Source organism: Lachnoanaerobaculum saburreum DSM 3986, from assembly GCF_000185385.1.
Classification (GTDB): Bacteria; Bacillota; Clostridia; order Lachnospirales; family Lachnospiraceae; genus Lachnoanaerobaculum; species Lachnoanaerobaculum saburreum.
This window is the reverse complement of sequence record NZ_GL622296.1, coordinates 1,830,920-1,844,086: the sequence shown is the minus strand read 5'-3', so window position 1 is coordinate 1,844,086 and position 13,167 is coordinate 1,830,920. Positions and strand designations below refer to the sequence as shown.

Below are 13,167 nucleotides of genomic sequence, written 5' to 3'. Positions count from 1 at the left end.
CATGAAAATTGATTGACTAAGAATTAAAAAAGATATATATTTACATTAACGAAACAATACGAAAATTTAATCTGGAGGTAGTAAGATTATGAGAAGAGGTCTTGCAAGATTTCTAACAGGAATCATGACTTTGACTCTGGTAGCGGGGCTTACAGGATGCGGCGGCAGTAAGAGTGCTAACGGAGTTGAAAAGGTCAGGCTAATGGTTTGGTCACCGTCGGAAGATCAGTCAAAAGACAATGGTGAGTGGCTTCAGACAATGTGCAAAAGTTTTGCAAATCAACATCCTGAATGGGATATAACCTTTGTCTACGGTGTTGCAGATGAGGCAACTGCGGCGGATCAGGTATCACAGGATCCTGATGCAAGTGCCGACGTGTTTATGTATGCAAATGACCGTATAACCAATCTTATAGATGCAAAGGCAATTGCAAGGTTTGGCGGCAAGTATAAAGACGCTATTGAATCAACTAACTCAAAGGAGCTTTTGGATTCACTGAGAGTAAATAATGATATTTACGGTGTACCGTTTACAACAAATACATGGTATATGTTCTATAATAAGTCTGTATTTTCTGATGATGATGTAAAAAATCTTGATACAATGCTGAAAAAAGGTACAGTATCTTTCCCATTAGTCAATTCATGGTATCTTCCGGCATTTTATCTGGGAAACGGATGTACGTTGTTTGGAAATAAAAATGATGAGTCAAAGGGGGTTGACTTCGGCGGTGAAAAGGCGGTAGATGCTACCAACTATGTAATTGATTTGGCGGCCAACCCGAATTTTAAAATTGATGCGGACGGTTCAGCACTTGCAGGTCTTCGTGACGGCAGTGTAAGTGCAATGTTTACAGGTTCATGGGATGCGAATGCTATTAAGGAAACACTTGGAGATAAGATGGGTGTTACTTCACTTCCTACTTTTACTGTTAACGGAACCAAAAAGCAGATGCTTGCTTATGCAGGTTCAAAGGCAATCGGTGTAAATTCACACAGTGAACATATGGAACAGGCAGTTGCACTTGCGGTATATCTTGGAAGTATGGAGGCACAAAAAGCACACTATGAGATGAGAAATGTTATACCATGTAATACCGAGCTTTTAAAGGATCCGAAGATTTCAGCCGATGCACTTGTTGTGGCACAGAATAATACTTTTAACAACACTTCAATTCTTCAACCTTTTGTGGCGGCTATGACCAACTGCTGGACTCCGGTTGAAAATATGGGTAAAGGAATCAGAAATAAGAGCGTAACACATGATAATGCCAAGGAACAGACAGAAGCAATGAATGCGGCAATGAACAGTAACGGAATCAATTAAGAGGTAGATAAATGGGTTTATTTAAAAAAAGAATTAATGAATTTCCAACGCCATATACTTGCAACAATGCAATAAAAGAAGGCGGATTATCAACAAAACTTTCAATGATCCTGATGGGATTCGGAAATATCGTCAACGGACAGGTTATTAAAGGACTTATATATCTTTTCATAGAGATTGTGTATCTTGTCTATATGATAGTGCAGGGAACAGGCTTTATAGCAGGTCTCGGTACACTTGGAAGTGCAGAGCAGCAGGAAGTGTGGGATGAAGCAAAGCAGATCTACACTTATACAAAAGGTGATCAGTCAATTCTTATGTTGCTTTACGGCGTAACTGCAATCTTACTTACCGTTCTTATGATATTCATTTGGAGAGGTACATTAAAGAGTGCATATAAGGCGGAATGTCTTCGCAAAGAGGGTAAACATGTAAATACCTTTTTAGAAGATTTGAAATCACTTTTACATGAAAATCTGTATCGCCTGTTTATGACACCGCCTACAGCATTTGTATTTGTATTTACCATACTTCCACTTGTTTTTATGATCTGTATGGCATTTACCAACTACAGCCGTATAGATAATCATTTGATGCTGTTTGACTGGGTCGGACTTGAAAATTTCAAGACATTATTTGATTCGGGAAGTATACTTGGAAGTACATTCTGGTCAGTACTTGTATGGACTGTTGTCTGGGCATTCTTTGCAACATTCAGTAACTATATATTCGGAATGATTTTATCACTGCTTATAAACAGAAAGGGAACAAGGGCAAAGGGATTTTGGAGATTTTGTTTTGTACTTTCATGTGCAGTTCCTATGTTCGTATCACTTCTTATAATGCGTACAATGTTACAGCCGGAGGGTGCCGTAAATGTACTTCTTAGAAACCTCGGACTTATTGCAGGTGATGCAAGTCTTCCTTTCTTTACAAATCCGACATGGGCAAGAGTGACGGTTATTATCATAAATATCTGGGTCGGAGTACCTTATACTTTGCTTCAGCTTACAGGTGTATTGCAGAATATCCCTGAAGATCTGTATGAGGCTGCAAGGGTTGACGGAGCAAATGCAATACAGACCTTTACAAAGATTACATTGCCATATATGCTCTATGTTACAACACCGTACTTGATTGTTACATTTACAGGTAATATAAATAATTTTAATGTTATCTATCTTTTGTCAGGAGGAGACCCTGTAACTGACCTCTCTTCAACAGCAGGTAAGACAGACCTTTTGGTTACATGGCTTTATAAATTGACAATTGATAAGCAGTATTACAATATAGGTGCCGTTATCGGAATTATGACTTTTATCATTTTGGCAATCGGCGCACTGTTTACCTATAGAAACAGTAAATCATATAAGGAAGAGGGAGGATTCTAATCATGGCAAAACAATTTCAGTCTGCAAAAAAGAAGAAAATGATAAACAATACTGTTGTACATATCATTCTTGCAGTATTAGCTGTCATTTGGCTTTTTCCGATATTTTGGGTAATTCTGACAAGTTTCAGAGCTGAAAAGGGATCTTATGTATCAACCTTCTTACCAAAGGCATTCACATTTAGTAACTATGAAAAATTATTTAATGATACAACTATTTTGAACTTTCCGCAGATGTTTATGAACACTTTATTCATTGCGATATGCTCATGTATCCTGTCATCATTTTATGTGCTTGCAGTTTCATACTGTCTGTCCAGAATAAAGTTTAAACTTAGAAAGCCGTATATGAATATGGCAATGGTACTCGGTCTGTTCCCGGGATTTATGTCAATGATTGCAGTATACTTTATTTTAAAGGCTGTGGGACTTACTGAAGGCGGTCTGATAAAACTTGCTTTGATACTTTGTTATTCAGGCGGTGCAGGACTCGGCTTTCAGATAGCTAAGGGATTTTTTGATACTATTCCTGTGGCAATAGATGAGGCGGCACTTTTGGACGGATGTACCAGATGGCAGATTTTCAGCAGGATTACATTGCCGCTTAGTAAGCCTATTATTGTATATACGGTTCTTACATCATTTATGGCTCCATGGCTTGACTTTATCTTTGCGAAAGTTATTTGCAGAGCCAACTCGGATCAGTACACTATAGCTATCGGACTGTGGAAGATGCTTGAAAAAGAATATATTGACAGTTGGTACACAAGTTTTGCGGCGGGAGCGGTACTTATTTCTATTCCTATTGCACTTTTATTCCTGTTTATGCAAAAATACTATGTAGACGGTGTGTCAGGTGCAGTTAAGGGGTAGTAATGGAAAATATAATAAAACTTAAAGATTATTATTCATCAAAAGAGTTCCTTGAGAATTTTATTTATGAAGGAAATGACCTTGGTGTAAGTTGTAATGAAAGGAAAACGACCTTTCGACTGTGGTCACCGAATGCCGACAGTATCTGCCTAAATCTTTATAAAACAGGTGATGCAAATAAACCTTATAAACAAATCCCTATGAAAAAAGAGGATAAGGGAGTCTGGAGCTTTGATATTGATAAAGAGCTTCATGGAGTTTACTATGACTATTTGATCACAAGAGACGGGAAAGAGGTTCTGACTGCCGACCCTTATGCAAAAGCCTGTGGGGTAAACGGTCTGAAAAGTATGGCAGTTAATCTTAAAAGAACCGACCCTTCAGATTGGGAAAAGGATAAATCGCCCAAAAAAGGTACTGAAAGGATTGTATACGAGCTTCATGTGAAAGAATTTTCCTATGACAAGTCAGGCGGATTTCCTTTAGAGTATCGTGGAAAGTATAAGGCTTTTACCTGTAAACATACAACTTTAAATAATGACGGTATTCATCCTACAGGACTTGATTATCTAAAAGAGCTTGGTGTGACACATATTCAAATCATGCCTATGTATGACTATGGTTCTGTAGATGAAACTGATGACAGTGAGTTTAACTGGGGATATGATCCTCTAAACTACAATGTACCTGAAGGTTCATATGCTACAGATGCCTTTCATGGCGAGGTTCGCATCACTGAGATGAAGGAGATGATACAGGCTATACATGGAGCCGGCTTCGGTGTGATTATGGATGTGGTTTACAATCATACTTATTCTCTTGATTCATGGTTTCAGAGAACACTGCCATGGTATTTCTACAGAGTATTTGATGACGGAACCGTCTCTGACGGTTCCGCCTGCGGCAATGATATAGCAAGTGAAAGAGCTATGTGTTCAAAATATATTTTAGAGTCGGTACTGTACTGGGCCGATGAGTATCATATTGACGGCTTTCGTTTTGATCTGATGGGATTGATTGATGTGGATTTGATGAATAAAATCCGAAAAGAGCTTGATATAAGATATGGTAAGGGTGAGAAAATTATTTATGGCGAACCATGGTCGGCTACCGATACCGCTATAGAGTATGGAAAGAAACTTGCCGATAAAGCCGGTATAGCTCTTTTAGATGAAAATATCGGGGTTTTTTGTGACAATACACGTGATGTAATAAAAGGCTCTTCACTTCGTTTGAAAGAAGTCGGGTTTATAAACGGCGGTAAGAACAAAGAGGATGAGATACTGGCAAGTGTAGGTGCATGGTGTAATCCATATTATAATAAAGGGTTTAATGATGTAAAGTCACCTTCACAGATAGTCACATATATTTCGGCACATGACAATTATACACTTTGGGATAAATTAAGCAAAACGGTTGCAAAAGATGAAGTTATGCGACTGAATAAAATGGCAGCGGCAATTTATATAACTTGTCAAGGTACTTTGTTTTTCTTATCCGGTGAGGAGTTCGGAAGAACAAAGGGTGGGCTTGACAATACCTACAATATGCCTATTTCAATAAATAGACTTGACTGGGAACTTGCATGGGAAAATAAAGAGTTGGTTGATTACTATAAGGGTCTTATTGCACTAAGAAAACAACTTAAGGGGCTGTGTGATAAGTCTGCCGGAAGCTATAAGCATATCACTAATATGTGGAAGCAAAAACAGGTGGTCGGATTTACTATAAATAATGATGAAACTTCTTTGTGGAGTCAGGTGAATGTTATTTATAACGCTTCAAAAAAAGATTTTGTAGTTGAGTGTTCGGACGGAGACCGGGAAGTGCTTTGTGACGGAAATGACAGTAGACTTTGGCAAAAAAATGTAAGTGCTGAAAATTATATAAAGGTACAGCCACAGAGTGTACTGATACTTGGAAAAAGATAATATAAAGGAGAGATAATGGAATTTACCGGTGTATACCATAGAACATCAGAACAGATGAGTTATCCACTGGATAAGGACAGACTTATTATAAATTTAAAAACCGGATATGATGTGAAGCAGGTCTTTATCCACTACGGTGACCCGTTTGAAGCCGGAATATTAGGTGGCAATGAGAAGTGGACCGGCAGTAGAGAAGAGATAGTCTATAAAAAGCGTCTGTCACATCAGATATGGTGGACTACAACTCTGCTTCCAATGTATAAGAGATGTAAGTACTTTTTTGAATTACATACGGAAGACAGTATTTGGTACTATTTTGAAGACGGATTTTTGACAAAGGAACAATTCCATATGACCGGCAGAATGTTGCAATGTTTCATTATGCCATGGATGAATCCGTCTGATGTAAATATTACTCCTGCATGGGTAAATGAAACCATATGGTATCAGATTTTTCCGGACAGATTTTGTAACGGTACCCCTGAAAAAAATGCAGATGATATTTTGCCTTGGAGAGATCATGGAAGTGTAACCAATTATGAGAAATTCGGCGGCAATCTGGAAGGAATTCGCCAAAAACTTGACTATTTGCAAAATCTTGGAGTAACAGGAATTTATCTAAATCCGATAATGGAGGCCGAATCAAATCACAAATATGATACAACTGATTATACAAGGATTGATCCTTCCTTTGGAGACAGTGATACTATGAAAGCACTTTGTATGGAGGCTCATAAAAAGGGCATCCGTATAATGGTAGATGCGGTATTTAACCACTGTGGAAGAAAGTTTATGCCATGGACGGATGTGCTTAAAAACGGTAAAACTTCAAAGTATGCAGACTGGTTTATGGTGGAAAACTGGGACGATATTAACAAAGCAGGTGATACAAGAGATAAAAGGTACTATTCATTTGCATTTGCAGATAAAATGCCGAAGCTGAATACCAATAATGATGAGGTGATTCAATATTTTTGTAAAGTATGTGAAGACTGGATAAGCGATTTTGATGTAGACGGTATACGCTTTGATGTAGGCAATGAAGTATCACACAGGTTTTTAAAGAAAATCAGAGCGCATTTAAAAGCTATAAAACCGGATATCTATCTGCTTGGAGAAATTTGGCATGATGCGATACAGTGGCTACAAGGTGATGAGTATGATTCAGTGATGAACTATCCTCTTCTTAGCGGAATTCATGATTTTTTCTTAGATAAGACTATGAAAAAGAATGAGTTTGAGTATATGGTAAATCGCTGTTATACAATGTATATGCAACAGAGCAATAATGTATTATTTAATCTACTGGACTCACATGATACGGAGAGGCTTATGAATCGCTTCCATGATTTGGATAAGTTCTATCAGCAGCTTGCAATCCTCTTTACTCTTCCGGGAAGTCCATGTATCTACTACGGTACAGAGATAGCAATGGAGGGGGCACATGATCCTGACTGTAGGAGATGTATGCCATGGAGTGAGATTGACAGCAGTGAAAATATAGAAAAGATTAATACAATGAAAAAGCTTATAATGCTGAGGAGAAATGAGGAGATGTGCAGAAGTCCACATTTCCATTTTCCACATAGCTATGAAAATGACAGATGTGTGGAGTATATCAAGATTGATGAAGATGGAAATAGGATGGAGGTTCTGATAAATGCTTCAGATGTTCCGATTAAAGTAAACTTGGAAAAAGAAGTTTTATTTTCACGAAAGTTTGACGGGAAAGTACTTGGAGCTAACGGAACTTTAATTCGCAGGATTTAAAATAAAAAGGAGAATAAAAGGTATGTCATTAGAAGAAATTTTAAAGAATAAGCTCGGCAAAGAAATTGCGGTTGCTTCAGATGCGGAAATTTATACAGCACTTTTGAACATCACAAAAGAGAAGATGGAGAGCATGGAACACAATACAGGAAACAGAAAGCTATATTATATATCAGCCGAGTTCCTTATCGGAAAGCTTTTGTCAAACAATCTTATAAATCTTGGAATGTTTGATGAAGTAAGAGAAATACTTGCAAAGAACGGCCATGATATAACAGCAATTGAAGATGTGGAGCCTGAGCCTTCTCTTGGAAACGGCGGACTTGGTCGTCTGGCCGCATGTTTTCTTGACTCTATTGCAACACTTGGGCTGAACGGTGACGGTGTAGGACTTAACTACCATGACGGACTTTTCCTACAAAAATTTATAGACAACAAGCAATATGAAGATAAGAATCCATGGATTACAGATAACAGTTGGCTTACAAGGACCGGCGTAAGCTTTGAAATTCCATTTAAGGACTTTACATTAAAATCCGCTATGTATGATATTGATGTTCCGGGATATCATCAAAGCAAATGTAACAAGTTGCATCTTTTCGATATTGACAGTGTAGATGAGTCTATTATCAGAGACGGTATAAATTTTGATAAGTACGATATCCGTAAGAACTTAACATTATTCTTATATCCGGATGACAGCGATGAGGCAGGGCAGTTGCTTAGAATCTACCAGCAATACTTTATGGTAAGTAATGCGGCACAGCTTATTTTAAAAGAGGCCGAGGAAAGAGGTGTAGATTTATACAAATTGCATGAGCATGTATGTATTCAGATTAATGACACTCACCCGACTATGGTTATTCCTGAGCTTATACGTATCTTAACACAGCAAAAGGGCTTTAACATGGATACTGCTGTTGATGTGGTAAGAAAGACCTGTGCATATACAAATCATACCATACTTGCCGAGGCACTTGAGAAGTGGCCAATCAGCTACCTTGAGAAGGTGGTACCGCAGTTGATGCCTATTATCCGTGAGCTTGATGCAAGAGTAAGAAGAGAGTTTAGTGATGAGAGAGTATATATAATAGATAATCAGGATCGTGTACATATGGCACATATCGATATTCACTACGGCTATGCGGTAAACGGTGTTGCGGCTCTTCATACAGAGATATTAAAAAACTCGGAGTTAAAGCCTTTCTATGATATATATCCTGAAAAATTTAACAATAAGACAAACGGTATTACATTCCGCAGATGGCTCATACATTGTAATCATGAACTTTCAGAGTATCTGAACGAGCTTATAGGACCTGAATATATGGATGATGCCGACAATCTTGAAAAACTTCTGGCTTATAAGGATGATGAGAAGGTTTTACAAAAGCTTAGAGATATCAAAAAAGATGCTAAAATTGAGCTTAAGAAGTATTTAAAGCAGACACAAAACATTGATATTGATGAGAACTCGGTATTTGATATTCAGATAAAGCGTCTGCATGAGTATAAGAGACAGCAGATGAATGCACTCTATGCGATTTATAAATATAAAGAAATCAAAAAAGGTCATTTACCGAAGCGTCCAATCACCATGATATTTGGAGCAAAGGCTGCACCGGCTTATACTATAGCAAAGGATATTATTCATTTGATTCTGTGCTTACAGCAATTGGTGGACAATGATCCGGCAGTAAGTCCGTACCTTAAGATAGTTATGGTAGAGAACTACAATGTTACAAAGGCTGAAAAACTTATTCCGGCTTGTGATATTTCCGAGCAGATTTCACTTGCATCAAAAGAGGCTTCAGGTACAGGAAATATGAAGTTTATGTTAAACGGTGCCGTAACTCTCGGAACGGAGGACGGTGCCAATGTAGAGATACATGAACTTGTAGGTGATGACAATATCTATATCTTCGGTAAAAAGTCTGAAGATGTAATAAAGCTATATGAAACAGGTTCATACTCATCTGCCGCTATCTATGACAATGACCCTGAGGTTGAAGAGTTGGTAGATTTTATTATCAGCAAAGAACTTATACGTATCGGAGACCCGTTAAATCTTTGCAGACTTTATAAGGAGATTGTAAACAAAGACTGGTTTATGGCACTCCTTGATGTGAAGGAATATATAAAGATAAAAGAACAGATGTTAAATGACTATGAGGATGAGACGGCTTGGTCAAAGAAAGCACTTGTAAATATAGCAAAGGCGGGATTCTTCTCATCAGACAGAACTATCGCAGAATATAATAAGGATATCTGGCATTTATAAGGAGATATTAATGAAAAAAACAGGAATTTTAATGCCGGTTTCAGCTCTCCCGTCCACAACCGGAGTGGGGGAGCTTGGCCGGGCTTCCTATCAGTGGATTGATATAATGAAGGAAAACGGTGTAAAGATCTGGCAGATTTTACCTCTAAATCCTGTAGGATACGGAAATTCACCTTATCAGCCGTATTCTTCATGTGCGGGAGATGAGCTTTATATCAGTCTTGATTTACTCTATGATGCCGGATTGCTTGATAAGAAACCTGATACTTTCAGAGAAAATGCTAAAAGCGTTGACTATACGGCTGTAAGAGCTTTTAAGGAGAATTACTTAAGAGAGGCTTTTGAGAAGTTTTTAGTAAAAAACGGTAATGAAGAGCCGGCATATAAGGATTTTATATCACAGGAATGGGTATATACTTATGGAGTATTCCGTGCTTTAAAGCTTAGAAATAAAGGTGCCTGTTGGAATGAGTGGAAAACTGAGGATAAAGATTGGCCGAACAACAGAAAGCCTCTTACAAAAGATGTGGAAGAAGAGGTAAGATATCAATGTTTCCTTCAGTATATTTTCTTTACTCAGTGGATGAATGTAAAAAAATATGCCAATGAATCCGGAATTGAGATTATGGGTGATGTACCTTTTTATGTGGGTCTTGACTCTGTGGATGTGTGGAGCGGAAAGGAGAATTTTTTACTTGATACTGACGGAAGGCCGGTATTTATTGCAGGTGTACCGCCCGATTATTTCAGTGCTACAGGGCAGAGATGGGGTAATCCTATCTATGACTGGGAGTATCTAAAGAAGAACGGATATAAATTTTGGGTGGACAGAATAGGCTACAGCAATAAATTATTTGATATTATCCGTATTGATCATTTCCGGGCATTTGATACTTTTTGGAAAATTCCGGCTTCCTGTCCTACAGCTGTAGACGGAGAGTGGATTGAGGCACCCGGCTATGAAGTAATTGATACTTTAAATAAAGAAATACCTGATGTGAATCTTGTGGCTGAAGATCTTGGCAATTTGCGTCCGGAGGTATTGGAGTTAAAGGATCACTACCATCTAAAGGGGATGAGGATTCTTTTATTCTCTATTGATACGAACGGAAAGTATGCCCGTGATATTTCAAAAGATATAGAAAATATTATATTCTATACCGGAACTCATGACAATGACACCTTGATGCAGTGGTATAAGGGATTGACTGTAGCTGCCAAAAGAAAGGTAAGAGAGTTTTTAAAGAAGCAGGGTATTAAATCAGGCAGTATAAAGGACAGACTCTTGACCTATGTGTTAAACAGTAAGGCGGAGTATGCTATCATACCTTTGGCAGATATTATAGGACTTGGCAAAGAGGGTCATATAAATACCCCGGGAACTGTGGGCAGCCCGAACTGGGAATGGCATATGACAGATTTTAAAAAGGCCGTGGAAGAACTGGCAAGGTATAAAAAATTAATAATTAACAGATAATTAAAAAGTGTAAAAACTTTTTTTGGAACGGTTTCTTGGGAAACCTTATTATACTTGATTTTAAGGATATATTGTGCTATCCTTAGCATCATTGTACATAGATTTTATGTTTTTGCATAGGAAGTTGGGTGAGAATCCCACACAGGGACGCTACTGTAATAATAATAGACCCTATATGCCACTGTTTAACAATGGGAAGGCCGGGTCTTCTGATAGCTTTATCAGAATTTAAGTCAGGATACATCTATGTACTCTTATATATGGAATTTTTCGATCTCAAAAATATCCGTTTAATTTTATAAATCAATTTCAGATACCGTCTTTTGCGGTGTCTTGATTTTGTGTGTAAATAGACTGTATACAATGAGATCTAAGGGTATTTTAATATACTGCTCATTGTGTACAGTTTTTTTATAGGAGGTTTCATGGCACATCAGCATGGTGGATATTATTCCATAGATTTATATGCTTTTCATTCAAAGTTAAAAAGTGTAAATCCGGAGTTTAAGTTAATATCTGCACTGGTTTCACTTATTTTGACAATTACATTAAATAATATATATGTTTCAATATATGTATTTTTTACTATGCTTTTTGTAAGTGTTGTTTTAGGTGGAATGGATGTAAAAGAGTATCTTTCAATGTTTATAGCACCGTTCAGCTTTATTGTTTTAGCATGTATAGGTATTGCTTTAGGACTTTCTTTTCATGAAAGCGGAGAATTCAGTATAAGGCTTGGAAGCATATATATCTATACTTCCCAATTTCAGATTATAGTGACTATGAAACTGGTAATCAAGGTATTTGCCTGTGTAAGTATTATGCAAAGCCTTATACTTTCTACTATGCCGTATGAGATAATAAATGCCCTTCGAAATATGCATTTGCCGAAGCTTTTGGTGGAGCTTATGAATCTTATATACAGATTTATATTTATACTTATAGAAAGCTATATGAATATGCAAAATTCAGCCATATCAAGGCTTGGTTATCGCAATTTTAAAACTTCTATGATGAGTTTTGGAAATATTGCAAGTAATATACTTATAGTATCGCTAAAAAAAGCCAATGCATACTATACAGCTATGGAAGCAAGATGTTTTGATGGAGATTTGAATTTTTTGCAGGATGAAAAGAGACTATATATTAGAAATATACTGTCAGCTGTTTTATTTGTTTTACTTATGTTTTTTATATGGATTGTCAGTTTAAAACTTAAGTTTCCATTTGCAATATAGTTTTAACATAAGGAGATCGTTTATATGGATGATGTTATATTAAAAGCTGAGAATATTCATTATTCTTATGATAGTGATAAAAAAGCTCTAAAAGGAGTATCTCTTGATATACATGAAAAAGAGCGTTTGGTCATTCTCGGTGCAAACGGCTCGGGAAAATCAACATTTTTTTTAAATATCAATGGAGTGCTGAAGCCTGAAAGAGGAGCTGTTTACTATAAGGATAGACTTATAGATAAATCCGGTATCAAAGAACTTAGAAAAAATGTAGGTATAGTTTTTCAGGATGCCGACAATCAGATAATAGCTTCAAGTGTAAGAGCGGAGGTCAGCTTCGGTCCTATGAATCTTGGTCTGAGTAGGGAAGAGGTAAAAAAAAGAGTTGATGATGCACTAAATTATATGAATATTCATCATCTGATAGACAGACCGCCACATTACCTAAGCGGTGGAGAGAAGAAGAGAGTCAGCATTGCAGATATTATTGCTATGGACTCAAAGATAATTATTTTTGATGAGCCTACAGCTTCCCTTGATCCCAAAAATGTTGTTATATTTGAAGAGGCTCTTGATAAAATGAGTGGAGACGGCAAGACATTGGTTATATCTACACATGATATTGAGTTTGCATATCGTTTTGCTGACAGGATTGTTGTATTTTGTGATGGAAATATAATAGCTGACGGTAGTCCGATAGATGTGTTGGACAATGAGAAAGTTTTAAAAACGGCAAATCTTAAAAAGCCGATCCTTCTTGATGTTTTTGAGACTCTTGTGGAAAAATCTATAGTTACAAAAGATATTGTTCCGCCAAGAAATATTGAAGAGTTCAGAGATATGTTTGTTTCTCAGGCAAAAAGCTTGAGTTAATATAAATTTT

The 13,167-nt window shown here is 37.1% G+C and carries 9 protein-coding genes; all 9 read left to right on the top strand.

From position 1 onward, the window contains the following. The first annotated feature begins 88 nt into the window (after positions 1-88). The 9 genes from HMPREF0381_RS08435 to HMPREF0381_RS08395 all read left to right on the top strand — a co-directional run bounded on the left by HMPREF0381_RS08435 (position 89) and on the right by HMPREF0381_RS08395 (position 13,157). A complete protein-coding gene (locus HMPREF0381_RS08435; protein ID WP_008751542.1) occupies positions 89-1,327 on the top strand; it encodes an extracellular solute-binding protein in 1,239 nt (412 codons plus the stop codon). 11 nt (positions 1,328-1,338) lie between these two features. Continuing rightward, a complete protein-coding gene (locus HMPREF0381_RS08430; RefSeq protein WP_008751541.1) occupies positions 1,339-2,718 on the top strand; it encodes a carbohydrate ABC transporter permease in 1,380 nt (459 codons plus the stop codon). A 2-nt stretch (positions 2,719-2,720) separates the two neighbouring features. Continuing rightward, positions 2,721-3,590: a sugar ABC transporter permease gene (locus tag HMPREF0381_RS08425; RefSeq protein WP_008751540.1), complete on the top strand. Its 870-nt coding sequence runs from the start codon at positions 2,721-2,723 to the stop codon at positions 3,588-3,590. Positions 3,591-3,592: 2 nt separating this feature from the next. Next, on the top strand, positions 3,593-5,521 hold the full coding sequence (pulA, locus tag HMPREF0381_RS08420; RefSeq protein ID WP_008751539.1) for a type I pullulanase: 1,929 nt from the start codon (positions 3,593-3,595) through the stop codon (positions 5,519-5,521). A 15-nt stretch (positions 5,522-5,536) separates the two neighbouring features. Further along, positions 5,537-7,291: a glycoside hydrolase family 13 protein gene (locus tag HMPREF0381_RS08415; RefSeq protein WP_008751538.1), complete on the top strand. Its 1,755-nt coding sequence runs from the start codon at positions 5,537-5,539 to the stop codon at positions 7,289-7,291. A 22-nt stretch (positions 7,292-7,313) separates the two neighbouring features. After that, on the top strand, positions 7,314-9,572 hold the full coding sequence (locus HMPREF0381_RS08410) for a glycogen/starch/alpha-glucan phosphorylase (RefSeq protein WP_008751537.1): 2,259 nt from the start codon (positions 7,314-7,316) through the stop codon (positions 9,570-9,572). A 10-nt stretch (positions 9,573-9,582) separates the two neighbouring features. Further along, positions 9,583-11,049, top strand: coding sequence for a 4-alpha-glucanotransferase (gene malQ, locus HMPREF0381_RS08405; RefSeq protein ID WP_008751536.1), 1,467 nt, complete (start codon positions 9,583-9,585; stop codon positions 11,047-11,049). Between the two features lie 425 nt (positions 11,050-11,474). After that, entirely contained in the window at positions 11,475-12,287 is an 813-nt protein-coding gene (gene cbiQ, locus HMPREF0381_RS08400) for a cobalt ECF transporter T component CbiQ (RefSeq protein ID WP_008751535.1), read from the top strand. Between the two features lie 24 nt (positions 12,288-12,311). Further along, positions 12,312-13,157, top strand: a complete 846-nt coding sequence (locus HMPREF0381_RS08395) for an energy-coupling factor ABC transporter ATP-binding protein (RefSeq protein ID WP_008751534.1) — start codon at positions 12,312-12,314, stop codon at positions 13,155-13,157. Positions 13,158-13,167 lie beyond the last annotated feature (10 nt).